Source organism: Alkanindiges hydrocarboniclasticus, assembly GCF_001982605.1.
GTDB classification, from domain to species: Bacteria; Pseudomonadota; Gammaproteobacteria; order Pseudomonadales; family Moraxellaceae; genus Alkanindiges; species Alkanindiges hydrocarboniclasticus.
Genome location: NZ_MLCN01000023.1, coordinates 142,412 through 161,353 on the forward strand (window position 1 = coordinate 142,412; position 18,942 = coordinate 161,353).

Below are 18,942 nucleotides of genomic sequence, written 5' to 3' on the forward strand. Positions count from 1 at the left end.
TGCTGTTTTTTAATCAAACCGGTACAAATCCATACCCAGTGCACCCAAACTAAAGCTGGAATGCACCAAACTAAAACGCGGGCCAGTACCCATAGCAAAAAATAATGGTGATAAATGCTCAAGGGTGGGGTGGTTGCGTTGTATATGGGGGGCTTGCTGCCAGTTCAGTACCGCAGCAAAATCATCATTGCTGAGTTGATGCACCACCCAGTTGCGAAAACCTGATGCCCATTCCGGCGTGCTGGCCTGTTCTTCGGCCCAGCTCAGTTCTGCCAGATTATGGGTAATACTGCCAGAGCCAATCAGCAGGATTTGTTCATCGCGTAATGGCGCTAAAATTTGTCCTACCTGATAAATCTGTGCTGCGCTGAAATGGCTGGGCAAAGAAATCTGTATTACAGGAATTTCAGCATCGGGATACATGTGCAGCAAAGGCATCCATACGCCATGATCGCGTGGCCGCAAGCTATTGGCATGGGCTGGCATATCACCTTGCTCCAGCATTTGAATCATACGTTCAGCCAGCTGGATATCACCCGGTGCCGGATAGCGAATCTGGTATAGCTCACGCGGGAAACCGCCAAAGTCATGCCATGTCTCAGGGCGGCTGCTGGTGCTGACTTCCAGCGCCTGACTTTCCCAGTGTGCTGACATCACCACAATGGCACGAGGTGTCGGCAGGTTAATTGACAGGCGATGCAGGGCTGGCCCCACCTGCTCGGGCTCAATCGCCAGCATGGGTGAACCATGGGAAATAAATAAGCCGGGCAGGGTAGATATACTCATAGTGTGCTCAGAAGTGTGAAAATTAGCAGGGCAAAATCAACCTTATGCGTATTTAAGCGCAAGGGCTCGAGTCGGATTTTGCACTGCAACAAAGGTTTGACTAAACCAGTAAAAACAGTAGCGATGCAATACTGACTAAAGCCTAATAATGCAGGCCATGCCCACAAATTTAAACCCATCGGGTTGCAACAGATTGTTATCAATCCAGCAACGATAAGCAACAAGCAGCATGCTTGAAAACTAAATTTTGAAGATCAGGAACTAATCTTTAAACTGATTCTATAAAGCCAATTGCTAGGAGTATTCATCACACCATTAAGCACGATGATAGGGATGGTTATTAATCACAGTCATGGCGCGATAAAGCTGCTCAATTAGCACAATACGTACCAGGGGATGCGGCAGGGTCAAATCGGACAAGGACCAGTGCCACTTGGCCTTTTGCCTTACTTCATCAGACAGGCCATCTGGCCCACCAATCGCCAATGCAATGTCCTGACCTTCCTGCATCCAGTTTTGCATGGTAGTGGCCAGTTTCTCTGTGGTTAAATGCCGACCATTGACTTCCAGCGCAATCAGTTGTTCCTGCGGTTTTAGCGTTTGCAAAATGCTACTGCCTTCTTGCACACAATATTTGTGGATATCGGTATCAGAATCATTTTTGCCACGTTTTGCCATGGGCAATTCAATAATCTGGGTTTGTACAAAGGGTTGAATCCGCTTGAAATAATCATCAAAACCGGTTTGTACCCAGTCCGGCATCTTCTGGCCAATGGTCAAAATTCTGATTTTCATAAATTGAAAAATAGCAGCGATAAAGCCGGTATTTTAACACAGCGCTTGCTAGGCAGTTTTGACAAAAGAAAGGCTCAAGGTTTTGTAATTATAGAAAATAGTAAAAACAAGAAAATAGTAAAAACAATAAACTAGCAAAAACAGCACGCAAAAAAAAGGCAGTCCAAAAGGGGTGTTGGACTGCCAACCAAGCCCATCTGCCTGGAGATCACAGATGGGCGACCGATAAGCGAGAAGCCTGGCTATTCACCAAAAGTCATCAATAAGCAATGTTGACTATTAATGACGTGCAGCTTTATCGCTTTCAACTGTTGTTGAAACAATGGGCGCTTTTGCAAGTGGCTCTGGCATATGCACCAAAGCCGCTGGCAACACGTCATCAATCGTTTTCACGGCTCTGATTTCAAGGCCTTCTTTTACGTTATCCGGCACTTCGGCCAGATCACGTATGTTTTCTTCCGGAATCAGAACCAGCTTGATTCCACCACGGTGAGCTGCCAGAAGTTTCTCTTTTAGCCCGCCAATTCGCATTGCACGGCCGCGTAGGTTAGTTTCACCTGTCATTGCCACATCAGCACGAATCGGAATACCAGTAAAGGCAGATACCAGTGCCGTGGTTAATGCCAGACCCGCAGAAGGGCCATCTTTGGGAGTTGCACCTTCAGGCATATGCACATGGACATCGGTATCGCTAAAACGTTCATGGGGAATGCCCAGCTGGTCACCACGGGTACGTACCACAGTCATGGCTGCCTTGATAGATTCCTGCATCACATCACCCAGTGATCCGGTTGCAGTATAAATACCTTTGCCTTTTACAGCAGCAGCTTCAATGGTGAGTAATTCACCACCTACTGAGGTCCATGCCAGACCGGTGACCCGGCCAATCTGGGCGTCATCTTCAGCCTGACCAAAGTCAAACTTATAGACTCCAGAGTACTCGCTCAGGTTATTTACATTGATATCAATGTGTATGTTTTTTGAACGACTGGTTACAGCTTCTTTCACCACTTTGCGGCAAATTTTGGAAATTTCACGCTCAAGATTACGCACGCCCGCTTCACGGGTATAACGGCGGATTAGGTCACGCACCGCACCTTCTTCCACAGTTAGCTCTTTTTCCTTTAGGCCATTGGCTTTAATGGCTTTAGGAATCAGGTAACGTTCTGCAATGTTGACCTTTTCTTCCTCGGTATAGCCGGGCAGACGAATTACTTCCATACGGTCCAGTAACGGCGCAGGAATATCCATGCTGTTGGCTGTACAGATGAACATCACCTCAGATAAATCCAGATCCATATCTAAATAATGATCATTGAACTTATGGTTTTGTGATGGATCAAGTACTTCCAGCAAGGCAGAGGCCGGATCACCACGATAATCCTGTGCCATCTTGTCAATTTCATCCAATAGGAATAGCGGATTTTTGACACCCACTTTTGACAAATGCTGCACAATCTTGCCGGGCATCGCACCTATGTAAGTACGACGGTGACCACGGATTTCCGCTTCATCACGCACGCCACCCAGTGCCATGCGCACAAACTCACGGCCTGTTGCCTTGGCAATGGACTCGCCCAGACTGGTTTTACCCACACCTGGAGGGCCAACCAGACACAATACCGGGCCTTTTAATTGCTTAACGCGGGACTGAACTGCCAGAAACTCAACAATGCGTTCCTTAACTTCTTCCAGACCATAATGATCAGCGTCCAGAATCTGCTGGGCTTTATCCAGCTTGATGCTGACCTTGCTGGCTTTTTTCCATGGCGTGTTTAAAATCCAGTCGAGGTAGTTACGTACCACAGCCGCTTCACTGGACGCAGCCTGCATGGACTTCAGCTTGCGGAATTCAGCATCGGCTTTTTTGCGTACATCTTCTGGCAGGTCGGCTTCTTCCAGACGTTTTTCAATTTCTGAAATATCATCATCACCACCGCCATTCATGTCAGACAGTTCACGCTGAATCACTTTCATTTTTTCATTGAGAAAGTATTCACGCTGATTTTTTTCCATCTGGCGTTTCACGTTTTCGTGCAGGTTCTGCTCAATCTGCTGTTCTTCAGACTGCTGGGTTAAATATTCCATCAGTTCTTTAACATGATCGGTAATATTGGCTTCTTCCAGAAACTTCTGCTTTACGTCAATCGCTAAAGGCGCACGGGTTGCAATGAAGTAAACCAGTTCCAGCAGGTCTTCAATTTTTTCAGCCGCTGCACTTAGTTCACGTGCATTACGTAGCTTGGCTTCAGCATACTGGCCAAATAGCGCTTGCAGGGTTTCCCGTTGCTGTTTTTGCTGCTCGGGACTCAATGCTACAGGCACAGGCTCGGCTGTGGTTTCTGCACGCATATAATCGTTTAGTTCAACAATCGTATCCAGACGGGCACGGTACAAGCCTTCAATCAACACTTTAATGCAGTTGTCATCATTTTCATGATTAACGACCTGAACAATACGGCACACTGTTCCATAGTGGTACAGGTTGTCATTGTCGATGTCTTCAGCCAGCGAATCTTTCTGGGCAACCACAAAGACCAGATTGTCATTTTCGCGTGCAACTTCGACTGCATTGATGGACTTTGGACGACCCACAAATAAAGCAATCTGCATGTGTGGATAAACCACCACATCGCGTAATGCCAGTAAAGGCAGGCTACCTTCCACTGGAAGAGTTGGATTTTGAATTGTTGTCTCGGACATAGGGCACTCCTACTGAGTGACAAATGATTTTGTCATATGTCATTAGTGATGCATTTTGAGAAAAAAACAAGTGCTTTTCCTGAAAAATCATGGAGTAGTGTTCATATTTTGACTCATTGAACCCTTAATCTGCTGTAAATCCAAGGGTTTTAGTCAGAATTAAATTACGCAACACTACAAAATTTTTAAAAGATAAGCAGATGGAGCTGTTCAAAAAATCGGCTTGTCAAAACTCTTTTCAAGGCTCATTACGGCGACCTATGCACCAATCGCTCAGGCCGCTTGATAATGCTTTTCTTGAAGATACTTTCAATGCAATTCAGGGGTTGATTAAACCTTACGGTGCATGAGGTTGTCATGACGTGATTTCAGCGCATTCTTGATTTCGCCAACATCAACATCGCTATATGGCCGTGCCGCCACATAATCACGGATAGCGGCAAGGGCAGTGACATCAGCAGCTTTCTGGATATCGGCCAGAATGCTGGGCAGTGACTTGGCACTGTTCTGCGCATTGTCAGTGCCTTGCATATTCTGCTTGACCGGTTTCTGGCTGGGCTTTCTGGCCGGTGCTGGTTCATGAATAGTAGCATCCGGATCATTATCGCCTTCAGTTGGAATTGCAAAGGTCTGGAAACAGGCATATTTATAGGCAATTGACATGGCCTTGTTGGTGGCCTTGTCGCCAGAATCCATGGCTTCCCCATAGGTACAGGCGGTGTGTTTGCTGCCATCTTCGGCGCACACAAAGTCAAATTCCATTTTGACCACCACAAAGTACAGGATTTTTGGCCCACTCTGGCGCTGGGATTCATGCCGCTCCACACAGCGGGGAATAATCACCAGGCCATGTTCAGACAATAACGGGCTTAAAGTATTGTAGACATCATCAATACCGCGGAATGCATAGCCCGCACCAAAACCGCTGGCCATTCTGTCCTTGGAAATCCCTTCTTTTGACAGCGCGCGCTGCACTGCATTGATTGCTTGATAAACTTTCATTTGTTCACCTTTATTCTCATAAAACCAATATCGGATATGGCCCGCTGCTCGGCATTTTTACGCTGGAGCCAGCGCGCATTGGGTGGCCGCTTTAATCGCTGGGACTGCTGATGTTCTGGCACAGGTTTGGTCAGCTCATCCAGCCACGCCAGCGTATTTACATTCATCATTTTCATCGTGATCTGGATTAACCTATATCGCCATAGGCGTGCAAGCCTGATATTTAAAAGCACGCTATCCTGAAATTCAGGACTATTTATAGTGCTTTCCCTATGAATATAATGAGGCTAAAATTAACTGATCCAAGCATTTTAAAATTGATTGCGACACAAAATGTCGCTAAATAAATCGCAGGATTTAGAATAAGACTTGAAGACAATAAGTTAAAAAAAGTAGACGTTAATCTAGAATCCAAAAAAGCATTGCCAGACACACTGGATGGCTATGCAGCCATGTCCAGCATGCGATTAATGGCATTTTCAGCCTCTACTTCATTGTTAAAGTGACGTGACAAGACAAAGCGCCAGCACACTCCAAATGCAGCCTTGTAAAACTCGTTAAACTCGGCCTGTGTCATTTTGGCAAAACTAATTGACTTGGCTTTTTTCTCAATAGTGCCATCGGGCAGGCGCACCACGTCAAAATAACCACATTCAATCTTGATCCAGCGATGAATCTCGGCAGTGCTGGCAGGCACCGGATTAATGAGCTTGGCGGCCCGTTTTTGCGTCAGCCTTTGCAGATAATCCTGCTGGAGTGCCTGACTTTGTTCCGCTGAGAGGTCAATGCCTCGGGTTTGCAGGTAATGGCAAAATGACGCTGCTGTCCTTGCTTCAGCCGGATGTACCAGCCCGGTTTGCGGTTCCCAGTAATCTTTCACCAGTCCAATCAGTCCACCAAAATACAGGCGGTGATGTTGCAGGCTACGGTCAGCCTGACGTTTGGTTTCGGTTTTGATCACCTGACCAATCCGGTAGGTTTGTCGCATGATGGCATAGTCATGCTCGGTTGCTGGAACCAGCGCACGGCCATTGCACACCATCATCATATCTACGCTCATGCTGCTTTTCCTCTCGTTTCAGAATCTCGAAATTCAGCCATCCACAGCCGTGCAAAATCGGCCAGATCACGCACGACATCCCTGATTTCATCTTGCATGCCAGCATAGGTGTACTGATCCAGACGGTGATAATCCTTGATAAACACCGGGTAATGACCCAATGCATCCGGCACATCCGGCAGGCCGCTATGTTCAAACACCTGATAAGTAAAATGGGTTTTGCCCCGCATCGCCAGATAAGCACGCCATTGCAGGCTATCCATATAGCGCTCATGGTCAAAACGGCCAGTTAGCTTGTGGTCTATGACCTTGCCAGGTGTTTCGGCATCAATCTTTCCCACCAGCACGATATCGTCAAATATAGGCCATTCATAAATTTGCTCACGAACAGACCCCAGCTCAATCGTGCCGCTTAAATCATCCGGCAGAATAAAATGAAAGCCGTGTTTGTCCGGTTTGGCCAGCAATTGCGGCTCTAGCTGGCCCTTTTCCAGAAAACGGTGAAATGAGGTGCCCACCCGCATGGCAAGGCTGGGCTTTTTGCGGGCAAACAGCTCATACGCCAGTTGCTCACTGCTTAAGTCTTCGTTGGCCATGCCATGCACATAAGTGTCGAGCATGGTCACTGACAGGCGCAGGGGAGCATGGGCAAAAGTGTTCATTTACGCCACTTCCTCATGCACATCATCGACAAACTCGCCTTCTACAAACATCACTTTATGGCTTAAGCCCTTAAAGGCTAAATCCAGTGCCTGCCGCATTTCCTTTAAATACAAATGATCAGGGGTTAACTGTTCACGCAAGTCATTTAAGTCATCGGCATTTTCAGCAGCCATGCATTCACTGCGATAGCGTTCCAGCTCCTGCAAGGCAGCGGCCTGAAACTCGCTTAAGCTATTAATATGATCCTTGGCCTGACTAATAATATCCGCCAGCGCTGTCGGGTTTTTATCCAGACCGGGCAAAATCATATTGCCAATGGCACCGGAATCCTTGGCATGATGTGAAGTGGACGGTGAAAAATTCAGGGAGATGTCAGCCCCCTGTTCGCCTTGCACGGTGGTCATATAACCCATCATGTCGGCTACCTTGTAGGCTTCTTTCTTACTGCCGCCCACCATATCCGGACGAATAATCAGCTCATCACCTTTTTTGTCCTCAGCCGCATGTGCCAGCAAAATGACATCCTTGCCAAACGAGCGAATCAGGTTTAGCCAGCTACTAAAACGCTTGTTGAGCGCACCATAGCCCTGAATGGATAACTCTTTGCTATTCTTACGGCAGTTTTTCTGGTCTTTGACCAAGTCACTAATAATGACATCCAGCATGCGGCCTGCGGTATCAATAATAATAGAGTCATAACCTTGCAGATCATCGTTGCTAATGGTAGCTACATCAGCCCAGCTACTCACCGGCACGGTATCTTTACGGAACTTGCCAGCACGGTGCGCACCCCGGTCAAAGTCGAACAAAATCGGGTTTTTGGCGCTAAAGGCCAGTGAGGTTTTGCCAATACCCGGATCGCCATAAATAAAAACAATCAGGTTATCCACGCGCATGGGTTCAGCAGCAGTGACGATTCTTAATGCCATTTCTGGTACTCCTCAGACTCAGGCTTAAAATGTATTCAAATGCGATAGTGTTCTGGCTAAAAAAAGTTTTATCTCTTCATATTGCAACCCAGATAATCACCGCAGTGAACTTAATAAATGGTGTTTATTTCACCAATTTCAATCGTTTTAGAGATATTCAAGGCCAGTAGTAGAATAAAATTTATTATTAATAATCAATATATTATATTAACATTGGTATTTTTTGGATTATGCTGGCGTCATGCTGTGACGCACCAGAACATGGGAGAAATTAATCCCTGTAAATTTGCTAAAAAGTTACGTGTTTTACATGAATTGACCCAGCATTATAAAAAAGCTGTGCTTTGAAGTGTTTCCCCAACATAGCGCCTTATCGTTTTAGGTTATGTTGAAATGATTCAACTAATTAACTGAAGTAAAGACGGAGGCGACCCATGAATGCAGGTGACAATAATTTCAATGTGCATAATGCAGATCAGCAGGCTATTGATAAAAATGCGGATAAAAACTTACCTGAACATCCTCAGCCTAATCAGCCGCAAACTGAAGGTGAGCGGCAACAGCAACTACAAAATGCGCATCTGGAAAATCAGGATGCCAACGTCAAGCTACCAGACCAGCATACAGATAATGAACCCGAACATAAGGAAATAGGCAGTATTAATCACCAGACTGATTAATCCCTGGACTGTTTAACTATCCTAAATTTAATAAATAACCTTATAAGCGACTGCAAGCTATTTAATACTGTTTAGAAATTTATAGAATTTAAACAGTAGCCTATCGGTTGGATAAATAGTTTGCAGTACTAAAGTATGGGCTATTAAACAGTGCTGGAATAAAGGATTAAAAAACTAGTTTACCCATATCAGGAGTGGCGTAATGAATAGTCAAAATGTAAACAGTCATATCGTTGAAGAAATTCGTGAGGCACTCGAAAAAACTACCCTTACCAAAACCATCGAGCCAGATGCTTATGCCGATGCTGCCCAGCAATTTATAGATGAGTACGGCACTGATTTACATATGATTTTAGGGGAAGATACGCAACATCAACTGGGCGAGACTGAAATAACAGCACCACAGTCATCCAATCCTGCGTATTCGATTAAACCTGTTTGACAGCTCAGCAAGGATAGAATCTAGGCAACTATAAAATAAAGCATCAAATAAAAAAATCAGTTATTTTAAGCAATATGACTCGTTCCAATACTTTTAAAATATTTTATAAAATGCTCATTAAAGTAATAAGTGTTTTAAACCTAAATAACTTTATTTTAAAGTTTGAAGGTAAAGTTTTATTTCTAAGCAGTTAAAGACAACATACATAAAATGAAGGGCTTGCAAAAAAAGATTAAAAAATTAATTTTTGCTGGATAAATAGACAATACACAACTTGCTTTGTCAGTAACATAAACAGTTGTTAGCTTATCAGCATCATAGTTTTTAAGCGCTACATAAAAATGACTCAATACGCTAATCATGTTAGTTATAGCTTTAATCCGAATAATACTAGAAACACAGGCTCAATTAATCATCGTGGCCAGCAGATTAACCCGAATCATCGCGTGTGCCAAAGTGGTGATAAAATTACTATTAACCGTAAGAAAACAATAGGCTATTAAATTAAGATTAAAAAAAGCCCATCGTTATCGGTGGGCTTTTTTTAATGTCTCAAGTTTATTGTATAGGTGCCCTGAATAAATAAAATAATAACCTTAATAGCCAGAAATTATTAAAACTCAGAATTGATTTTGTTAAAAGTAATCTAAAGCTAAGTTGCACTAACGATTGTGCACAGTAAAAATTAAGAAAAATAAGTTGGTATAGGTAAAAATATTAATTAAAAAAAATGAGTAAAATTAATAAGTTATTGTTTTAATTATGGTCCCGGGGGTCGGACTCGAACCGACACGTCATCTCTGACAGTGGATTTTGAGTCCACCGCGTCTACCAATTTCACCACCCCGGGTGGAGTAGTTATGGGTTGCTATCTTAGCGGCCCTAGAATTATTGTCAAGCACAATGGGTCGGCTTTTAGGCTGTTTGATTAGTTTTTGACTTTTCAATTCGTTATAATTCCGGCTCTTTTGGCTGTAATGCTGTGCCCATGCAATTATCTGATTTTTCTTATGACCTTCCGGACGAGCTGATTGCCCGTTATCCTCTGGCCACACGCAGTGCATCACGCCTGCTGTATTTAAATGCGCAGGGGCACACACAGGATTGCACCATCAAGCAGTTACCGGAATTATTGCAAGCTGGTGATTTACTGGTGCTGAATGATACACGGGTAATCAAGGCGCGTTTACATGGCAGGCGGGCCAGTGGTGGCGCCGTTGAAGTATTGGTTGAGCGTATTACTGGTATAGATACCGCTTTGGCCCATATCAAAGCCAGTAATTCACCCAAAGCCGGAACGACCTTGTATCTGGCCAATGATCAACTGGAAGCACAGGTAGCGGGGCGGCAAAATAACCTGTATGAGCTACGCTTTAACCAGCCGGTATTAGCAGCGCTAGAGCAGTTTGGTGCGTTACCCATTCCACCGTATTTTAACCGGGCCGCCGATGAAACTGATGACGAGCGTTATCAAACCGTATTTCATAACCCGGACAAGGCTGCCAGTGTTGCTGCACCAACCGCCAGCCTGCATTTTGATGATGAGTTGCTGGCTGCACTGGAACAAAGCGGGATTAACAAAGCGTTTGTGACTTTGCATGTGGGTGCAGGTACTTTCCAGCCAGTGCGTACTGACAATATTGTCGAGCATGTGATGCACAGTGAATGGGGTGAAGTCCCACAAGCCACCGTTGAGCTGATTGCAAAAACCAAAGCAAATGGCGGCAAGATTATTGCAGTTGGCACTACCGCAACCCGTGCGCTGGAGAGTGCTGCCAAAGCCAATCATGGTGAACTTAAGGCATGGTCTGGTGAAACGGATATTTTTATTTATCCGGGTTACAGTTTTAAGGTGATTGATCGCTTGCTCACCAACTTTCACTTGCCGGAATCAACTTTGTTGATGCTGGTATCAGCCTTGGCAGGTCGTGATCCTGTATTAAAGGCTTATGAACATGCTATCAGGCAACAATACCGTTTCTTTAGTTATGGCGATGCCATGTTAATTGATAAAAAAATCTAAGCGCTTAATGGGCTTGTTAACCGTTCAGCTTTTGATGAAAAAGGCGCAGCTATTGCTGAGCCAGTGAATTGGCTTCGTTTGAGGTTAGTGACAGGTTTTCCAGTAATTCGGGCTGTATAATCGTTACCGGAGCAAAGCGCACCTGAAGCTTAACGGGTAGACCATTGCGGCCGGGTGACAGGCTTTTTTGGGCGGCCAGCACTTCCTGTTTACTGGGAGCAATATCGCCTTGCAGCATGACCCGGATTAATATGAAATTGTTATAGGGAATATACTGCACCTGATCAATAACATTGTTTTGCTTGGAAAATAAAACTTTAAGGTGTTTGGTGGTAGATGCTTGATAATGTTGTTTTTCTACTGTACCCAGCAGGTTTAAGGTCAAATAAACGGCCAGAAAGCTGAGCATAATCAGGCTAACAAAATTGCGTTTGATAAAAGCAATTGCGCTTTTTTCCACTTCTTCATCAGTTACACGGCGAAAACCGGCGATCCATAACACTAGTGATGAGCTAAACTGAATTGCCACCATATTGGTAAAAACCAGAATAAACGCCCCCAGCGCCAGTTTCCATTCAAAATGTGCCAGCAAAATACCCATGGCAACCAAAGGTGGCACCAGTGCAGTGGCTACCGCTACACCAACCACAGCCACAGACAAACGTGCTGAAATTGATGCAAAAGCGCCAGCCGCACCGCCAGCCAGTGCAATCATTAAATCCATAGAATTGGGGCGGGTACGTGCTAGTATTTCTTCACTCATGGGCATGTTGTAATGAATCACGCCCAATAAAATGCCCACAGCAGCCAGCAGGCCAATTCCACCCAGCAGGGTTTTAAGCGAAGTACCCAGCAGAATCATGCGGTTATCAATGAGTGCTAGGGCAATACCGGAAATTGGACCAGTCATCATGGCGACCAGCATGGCACCAATCACCACTGCCGGAGAGTTGGCCAGTAACCCATAGCCTGCAATGACGCCCGCCAGAGTATTCATGATAAAAAAGGTTTTGCTGGGCAGCGCATTGGCCTGAATATTCAGCCGAACCTGTTTATGGTCAATTTTTTTATTGTTTTCACGTTTGGCCTGTTTATAACGTAACTTCTCTTTTAATAACTCGTATTTATCCTGTTCCGGATTATCAGAAATAATAATTGTCGGATCGGAGTCATCCTTATTGCCAATGTTTTCGTCGTTTTGGGCCATAGTTAACGCTTTACCTGAACACTAAAAGGAAAAAACCTGAGGTTTAGAAAGCCTCATGATTTTAAATGCCTGAATAACCTTAATATTGCCTGTGCTCAAATATAGGCGCTAGCACTTCTTTGTATAATCAACGACAATATGGGTCTGGTTTTAAAAGTCGTTTAAAAATCGGTGAACTGTTTCTTCGCTGGATTCATTTAGGTTAATTCATGAAATTTGAAAAAATTGCCCAAACCGGGCGTGCACGTCGTGGCCGTTTAACATTAAATCATGGCGTGGTAGAAACCCCGGCATTTATGCCCGTGGGAACCTACGGCACTGTTAAGGGCATGTTGCCACGGGACATTGAGGACATTGGTGCGCATATTATTCTGGGCAATACCTTTCATTTGTGGTTGCGTCCCGGCCTTGAGGTCATCAAGGAGCATGGTGGCCTGCACCAGTTTATAAAGTGGGATAAGCCTATTCTGACCGATTCGGGTGGCTTTCAGGTATTTAGTTTAGGGGCCATGCGTAAAATCAAGGAAGAAGGCGTAACCTTCCGTTCGCCGATTGATGGCTCTAAAATCTTTTTATCGCCTGAAAAATCCATGGAAATTCAGAAAGTTTTGAATTCCGATATTGTGATGATTTTTGACGAATGCACGCCATATCCGGCCACTTATAGTGAAGCGCAAACTTCCATGCAAATGTCACTGCGCTGGGCCAAGCGCTGCAAGGATGCGTTTGAAGGCAATCCCAATGCGCTGTTTGGCATTGTACAAGGTGGCATGTATCCAGAGCTGCGCCAGCAATCATTAGATGGCCTGACTGAAATCGGCTTTGATGGGTATGCCATTGGCGGCTTGTCGGTGGGTGAACCTAAAGAAGACATGATCAAGATTCTGGACTACCTGCCAACCAAGCTGCCGGAAGACAAACCCCGTTACCTGATGGGCGTAGGCAAACCGGAAGATATTGTAGAAGCCGTGCGCCGTGGCGTAGACATGTTTGACTGCGTGATGCCCACCCGCAATGCCCGAAATGGCCATTATTTTATTACGGATGGCATTGTGCGCATTCGCAACAGCCAGTATCGCCACGACATGAAAGCGCTGGATCCGCACTGCGATTGTTATACCTGCCGCAATTTCACCCGTTCTTATTTGTATCATCTGGACAAATGTGGAGAAATGCTAGGAGCCATGCTGGGTACAATTCATAACTTGCGTTATTACCAGCGTCTGATGCAAATGATCCGTGAATCAATTGAAACCAATCAGTTTGATAGTTTTGTAACTGATTTTTATCAGCGACGCGGATTAGCTGTACCGGAAATGGCTGAATAAGGATAATCAGTTACTTAAATCCTAAAATGCATTTTAAATTAGCTTTTATGATATGGCCTTTTACACAAGGGCCATATAATGTTGCATTTTAAAATCAAAGACTTTAAAAATGTAGACTTATATTTTTTTTATGAAGTTTTATTAATTAAATGTTAATATGCGACCCTTACCAAAGGAAGGTATAACAAGACGTAGAGAAATACGCACGGCTAAATAAACCATTTCGAGGAATTGCAATATGATAGAGGCTGAGTTGCCAAGCAACGAACCTGAACGCATCCATACCCTGCATCAGTACCAGATTATGGATACTGAGGATGAAGAGTGCTTCAATGATTTGGTTCAACTGGCTGCCAATATCTGTAATGTGCCCATTTCCATTATTAGCCTGCTGGACGACAAGCGTAGCTGGTTCAAGTCAGCCCATGGTGTGCCCCGTGGCGATGAAATAGACCGCAAGTTTAGTATTTGCAGCCATGCCATATTGCAGCCGGAAGTGTTTATTGTTGAAGACACCAGCCTTGATCCACGTTTTGTTGATAATCCGATTGTAACTGGCGACCTTAATGTTCGCTTTTATGCTGGCGCACCCTTAAAAACCAGCGACGGCCATCACTTGGGCACACTGTGTATTCTGGATTCCAAGCCACGCAAGCTGGAACCAGCACAAGTTGAAGGTCTGCGCATTCTGGCGCATCAGGTCATGGCTCATCTTGAGCTGCGCAAGTCACACCGTGCAGTTGAGGATTCCAACGATAAGCTAAAAGAAATTAATGCCAGCAAGGACAAGTTTTTCTCAATTATTGCGCATGACCTGCGAGCACCGTTTCATGGCATTCTGGGGTTTTCAGAAGTTCTTGAAACCGAGATTGACGACCTTGATGAAAAGGGTATCCGGGATATTGCCGGTTACCTGCGTAGTACGGCACATGCCACATTCCGCTTGCTGGAAAACCTGCTGCAATGGGCCATGTCTGAAGGTGGCGCTATTATTTACCGTCCGCTGGATGTGCAGATTGAACAGGTATTCCAGAAGGTATTTGAAGTACTGGGCGCGATGGCCCAGAAGAAAAATGTGGCCTTGCACAATGATGCTGACCCTCAGTTGACAGTATATGTCGACCTGAACATGATGACATCTGTACTGCAAAATCTGACGTCCAATGCCATTAAGTTTACCCATAATGGGGGCCACGTCTATTTATCTGCCCAAAAAGTAGATAATGAAATTCATATTTCTGTACGTGACACTGGCGTTGGCATGCCGCAAGAGCAAATCAAGGAATTCTTTATGCGCCAGCAACCCAAGAGCATTAAGGGTACTGATGGTGAAAAAGGCACTGGACTGGGCTTGTTGCTGTGCCGCCAGTTTGTGGAAAAAAATAACGGTAGAGTTGAGATTACTGCCAAGCCCAATGAAGGCACGACATTTACCATTATGATTCCCTATCGTCCGCCGCTATCCTGATTATGGTACAGGTGTAGGCTGGTAACTTGCGTGCCGGCCAACCAGCCATCAATGAAAAAGCGCATTACCAGTTGGGTGAATGCGTTTTTTTAGGCCTGTTTTTTTGTGAAATTATTGAATTCCATAATTAACGGTAACCACTACCCGGGCCATTTTATCAATGGTGCTGGTATTGTATTCACCGCCATATTCATCAGAACCGGTAGACAGTGGCGCATTAATCTGGAACACGCCCTGTGAGGCCGAGCGCATATTGCCTACGGTAACATCGCCACTTTTGGCAAATTCCAGCGCCCGTTCATGGGCATTCTTGGTGGCTGCGGCAATCAGCGACAGTTTAATACCTTCAATGTTAGACACCAGATATTGCGTGTCGTTGCGCTCAACAGTCATGCCATTAACAATCATCTGGTTAACCAGATTGTTGAGTTTTCCTGGAATACTGACATCATTAAAGACAGCACCCAGTCGTTGGGTCAGGGTATAGCCCACAATACGGCTTTCACCATGTTGTTCATCGCGCTGATAAACTGGTTCGGATGTCCAGTCATATTGCTGCAACTGGCTGGCGCTAATGATTTTTGAGGCGATTAACTGGCTTTTGGCCTGCGCTACACTCTGCTGAAGCTGGGGCAGGGCATCACTAACACTGGCGGCATAAGCAGTAATACTAATGCTCCACAGTGCCTTGTCGGCCTTAACGGCTTTTTCAGCCGTGCCCTTAACCGTAATGCTTTCACGTGAGTTGGCCACTTGCTTGGCACTATAAGCTAAAATCAGTGCCGAAATAATAAAACCCAGTGCCAGCAAGGTACCCAGACTTAACCACGGTAACAGGGGAGAATTATTGCTATGATTATTCATGGTTTTTTCCTGTGTGAATTCGCTTCATTCAGGGTGAAGCTATTTAATTGTTGAAAATGGGATTGTTGAAAAATAGCATTCATCATACTAAAGCAGCACACTGACAAGCTGTGGTTTTGTAGTATTCATGAAGCAATGGTAGTGATAATAATGAGGGCAAGGATTATCCAATGGCAGAAATAACAATGGAAAACACCGTAGAGATTCATCCGGCGCAACTGGAACGCACACTGACAGCCAGCAACTATGCGCGGCAGGTGATGCAGCAATTGCCAGAGCTGTGGAAACAGGATTATGCCATTGACCAGTTTTTACCCACTTTGACGACCGAACAGCTTGATGCACTGGTGCAGCATAATCTTGGTTGCTGTACGGATGAAGCCACATGGATGCAAAAATCCCGGCAACTGCGTGCACGCTTGATGCTGCGCTGGATCTGGCAGGATGCCAATGAACTTACGAGTGTGGTGCAGCTCACCCGTGAGTTGTCAGATTTTGCCGATGCCTGTATTCGTTCCGCAGTTGTGCTGGCAAAGCAGCCTTTGGTAGCCCGTTATGGCGAGCCGATTGGTGATGACGGGCAGGTGCAGGATTTAATCGTAATTGGCATGGGCAAACTGGGCGCACAGGAGCTTAATCTGTCCAGTGATATTGACCTGATTTTTGCCTTTGATGAATCTGGTGCTACCAATGGCCGAAAATCAATTGATAACCAGCAATTCTGTATTCAGTGGGGGCAAAGTGTTATCCGCCTGCTGGATCAGGTTAGCGCAGATGGTTTTGTGTTCCGGGTGGACATGCGGTTGCGTCCCTGGGGCGACGGCAGTGCATTGGCCATTAGCCATGCGGCCCTGGAACGTTATCTGGCGCAGCATGGCCGTGAATGGGAGCGCTATGCCTGGATTAAAGCGCGTGCCATTACCGGGGGCAAGGCTGGGCAACTGCTGATGGATATGACCCGGCCTTTTGTCTATCGGCGCTATGTGGATTACACCGCATTTGCGGCCATGCGTGACATGAAAGCCATGATTGAGCGCGAAGTCCAGCGTCGTCACAGTGAAGATGATGTCAAGCTGGGTGCAGGGGGCATTCGTGAAATTGAGTTTATTGTGCAGGTGTTCCAGCTGATTTATGGCGGCGCACGACGTGAACTGCGGGTCAAGCACTGCCTGACTGCCTTGCAACGGCTGGGTGAGATCGGACTGCTTGAAATGGCAGATGTAGAAGCCCTTAAAAAAAGCTACCTATTTTTAAGGCGTCTGGAACATGCCATTCAGGCGATGGATGACCAGCAGACCCAGGCGCTACCCACCCAGGCTGAAATTCAGGCCCGTATTGCACAGGTTCTTCATTTTAAGGACTGGCCTGACTTTCTACAAACCTTGCAACAAGTGCGGCAGGTGGTAAGCCAGCAGTTTGCCCAGTTAATCAGTGACCGCACAGAAACGGTAGAAAACAACAATAATTCAGAATCGCTTAGTGCCTTGCAGCAAAAAGTGGATGAACCTGCATGGCAACTTGTGCAGAATTTCTGGAACAGTAGCAGCATTAAAAAACTACCGGAAAGCGCCCGTTTGCGGCTGGATGCTTTCTGGCCTGCCTTGACCCGGATTTTATTAAAAAAACAAAACCCGCAACTGGCTTTAACCCGCCTGATTCCCTTGGTTGAAAGTATTTTAAGACGCAGTGTTTATCTGGTCATGCTGGTGGAAAATCAGGGCGCCTTGCAGCGGCTGGTGGATATTGTGTCAGTCAGCCCGTGGATTGCGGAAGAATTAACCCATTATCCGGTGTTGCTGGATGAGTTTTTATCCACGGATTTTGAGCTGTCATCCCGTCGTGATCTGGAAGATAGCCTGCGCCAGTTGCTGCTACGGGTAGAACGGGATGATATTGAAGAGCAAATGCGCGTGCTGCGGTTATTTAAGAAAAGTCAGGTACTGGCCGTAGCAGCCAGTGATGTGCTGGCCGAGCGCCCTTTGATGAAAGTGTCCGATGCACTCACCGATATTGCCGAGGTGGTGTTACAGGCCAGTTTACATCTGGCGCTGGACAGCGTGTATGCGCGGCATGGCCTACCCAAACGCAGTAATGGCGAAGTCCTCACACTGGATGCAGCAGCATTTGCGGTGGTGGGTTATGGCAAGCTGGGCGGTATTGAGCTGGGCTACGGTTCAGACCTTGATCTGGTGTTTTTGCATGATGTCGATGAGCAGTCAGACACCGATGGCAAAAAAACCATTAGTGGCATGGAGTTTTGTGTCAAGGTGGCGCAAAAGCTGATGTCACTACTGACCACGCAAACACTGGATGGCCGTGCTTATGAAGTGGATACACGGCTGCGGCCATCCGGGCAGGCCGGCGTACTGGTGTCCAGCCTGAATGCCTTTGCGCATTATCAGGAAAAAAGTGCATGGTTGTGGGAGCATCAGGCACTGGTTCGGGCACGCAGTATTGCCGGGGATTTGCTGGTTCGGCAGCGTTTTGAACATATTCGCCACCAGATTCTGACGCGCCCGCGCGATGAAACATGGGTAAAATCAGAAGTCAGGGATATGCGACAAAAAATGAAAGATCATCTGGGCTCAAGCCGTGAACAGCAAAAAGCCGGGATTTTTCATTTAAAACAGGACGCAGGTGGTATCGTTGATATTGAATTTATGGCACAGTATGCAGTGCTCGCTTGGAGCGGGACGAATCCAGATCTCGCCCGTTTCTCCGATAATGTACGCATCCTTAATGACACTGCAACAGCAGGCTGCTTATCCCGTAGCGATGCTGATGCCTTGACTGCCGCGTACTTGCGTGAACGTACCGAAAGCCACCGGCTAGCACTTGCCCAGCAATCCATGCAAGTCAATGCTGCCGACTGGTTTGAGACCCGCAAGGTCGTTTGCACATTATGGCAACGTTTGATTGATCCCGCCGCTATTGAAGGACTGGATCACTAAGCAGTTGTCCTTCTGCATTTTAAAAGAAAAGCTTATATCTG

16 protein-coding genes and 1 tRNA gene are annotated in these 18,942 nt (G+C 45.9%); 6 read left to right on the top strand and 11 right to left on the bottom strand.

Going from position 1 to position 18,942, the window contains the following annotated elements; all coding sequences use genetic code 11:
- Positions 1–9: 9 nt before the first annotated feature.
- The 8 genes from BKE30_RS09575 to BKE30_RS09610 all read right to left on the bottom strand — a co-directional run bounded on the left by BKE30_RS09575 (position 10) and on the right by BKE30_RS09610 (position 7,938).
- Positions 10–786, bottom strand: coding sequence for a DODA-type extradiol aromatic ring-opening family dioxygenase (locus tag BKE30_RS09575; RefSeq protein WP_076878368.1), 777 nt, complete (start codon positions 784–786; stop codon positions 10–12).
- 315 nt (positions 787–1,101) lie between these two features.
- Positions 1,102–1,581 (bottom strand): 23S rRNA (pseudouridine(1915)-N(3))-methyltransferase RlmH, encoded by a 480-nt coding sequence (gene rlmH, locus BKE30_RS09580; protein WP_076878369.1) that lies wholly within the window; start codon positions 1,579–1,581, stop codon positions 1,102–1,104.
- A 279-nt stretch (positions 1,582–1,860) separates the two neighbouring features.
- Complete coding sequence (lon, locus tag BKE30_RS09585) at positions 1,861–4,284, bottom strand: endopeptidase La (protein ID WP_076878370.1); 2,424 nt, start codon at positions 4,282–4,284, stop codon at positions 1,861–1,863.
- A gap of 330 nt (positions 4,285–4,614) precedes the next feature.
- Positions 4,615–5,286: an ERF family protein gene (locus BKE30_RS09590; protein ID WP_076878371.1), complete on the bottom strand. Its 672-nt coding sequence runs from the start codon at positions 5,284–5,286 to the stop codon at positions 4,615–4,617.
- On the bottom strand, positions 5,283–5,456 hold the full coding sequence (locus BKE30_RS16020) for a hypothetical protein (RefSeq protein WP_158073182.1): 174 nt from the start codon (positions 5,454–5,456) through the stop codon (positions 5,283–5,285). The genes BKE30_RS09590 and BKE30_RS16020 overlap by 4 nt, the downstream gene beginning before the upstream one ends.
- A gap of 272 nt (positions 5,457–5,728) precedes the next feature.
- Complete coding sequence (locus tag BKE30_RS09600; protein WP_076878373.1) at positions 5,729–6,346, bottom strand: DUF1367 family protein; 618 nt, start codon at positions 6,344–6,346, stop codon at positions 5,729–5,731.
- Entirely contained in the window at positions 6,343–7,008 is a 666-nt protein-coding gene (locus BKE30_RS09605; protein ID WP_076878374.1) for a hypothetical protein, read from the bottom strand. Before BKE30_RS09605 ends, BKE30_RS09600 begins: the two co-directional genes overlap by 4 nt.
- A complete protein-coding gene (locus BKE30_RS09610; protein WP_076878375.1) occupies positions 7,009–7,938 on the bottom strand; it encodes an ATP-binding protein in 930 nt (309 codons plus the stop codon).
- Positions 7,939–8,372: 434 nt separating this feature from the next.
- Between BKE30_RS09610 and BKE30_RS09615 the strand changes: the two genes are divergently transcribed.
- Complete coding sequence (locus tag BKE30_RS09615) at positions 8,373–8,618, top strand: hypothetical protein (RefSeq protein WP_076878376.1); 246 nt, start codon at positions 8,373–8,375, stop codon at positions 8,616–8,618.
- Positions 8,619–8,820: 202 nt separating this feature from the next.
- Positions 8,821–9,060 (top strand): hypothetical protein, encoded by a 240-nt coding sequence (locus BKE30_RS09620; protein WP_076878377.1) that lies wholly within the window; start codon positions 8,821–8,823, stop codon positions 9,058–9,060.
- Positions 9,061–9,823: 763 nt separating this feature from the next.
- Here the strand turns inward: BKE30_RS09620 and BKE30_RS09625 are convergent.
- Positions 9,824–9,910, bottom strand: a tRNA-Leu gene (locus BKE30_RS09625).
- Positions 9,911–10,048: 138 nt separating this feature from the next.
- Here BKE30_RS09625 and queA point away from each other — a divergent pair.
- Positions 10,049–11,083, top strand: a complete 1,035-nt coding sequence (gene queA, locus BKE30_RS09630) for a tRNA preQ1(34) S-adenosylmethionine ribosyltransferase-isomerase QueA (protein ID WP_076878378.1) — start codon at positions 10,049–10,051, stop codon at positions 11,081–11,083.
- Between the two features lie 49 nt (positions 11,084–11,132).
- Here queA and BKE30_RS09635 read toward each other — a convergent pair whose 3' ends face one another.
- Positions 11,133–12,290, bottom strand: coding sequence for a DUF389 domain-containing protein (locus tag BKE30_RS09635; RefSeq protein WP_076878379.1), 1,158 nt, complete (start codon positions 12,288–12,290; stop codon positions 11,133–11,135).
- 209 nt (positions 12,291–12,499) lie between these two features.
- Between BKE30_RS09635 and tgt the strand changes: the two genes are divergently transcribed.
- Positions 12,500–13,618 carry a tRNA guanosine(34) transglycosylase Tgt gene (gene tgt, locus BKE30_RS09640; protein WP_076878380.1) on the top strand — a complete coding sequence of 373 codons (1,119 nt, stop codon included), beginning with the start codon at positions 12,500–12,502 and terminating at the stop codon, positions 13,616–13,618.
- Positions 13,619–13,856: 238 nt separating this feature from the next.
- Complete coding sequence (locus tag BKE30_RS09645; protein WP_076878381.1) at positions 13,857–15,086, top strand: GAF domain-containing sensor histidine kinase; 1,230 nt, start codon at positions 13,857–13,859, stop codon at positions 15,084–15,086.
- 111 nt (positions 15,087–15,197) lie between these two features.
- Here the strand turns inward: BKE30_RS09645 and BKE30_RS09650 are convergent, their stop codons facing one another.
- Complete coding sequence (locus BKE30_RS09650) at positions 15,198–15,950, bottom strand: SIMPL domain-containing protein (protein ID WP_076878382.1); 753 nt, start codon at positions 15,948–15,950, stop codon at positions 15,198–15,200.
- 203 nt (positions 15,951–16,153) lie between these two features.
- Here BKE30_RS09650 and glnE point away from each other — a divergent pair, with 203 nt between their 5' ends.
- The gene (gene glnE / locus BKE30_RS09655; RefSeq protein WP_076878434.1) at positions 16,154–18,901 is read left to right on the top strand and encodes a bifunctional [glutamate--ammonia ligase]-adenylyl-L-tyrosine phosphorylase/[glutamate--ammonia-ligase] adenylyltransferase; all 2,748 of its coding nucleotides are present in this window, start codon (positions 16,154–16,156) and stop codon (positions 18,899–18,901) included.
- Positions 18,902–18,942 lie beyond the last annotated feature (41 nt).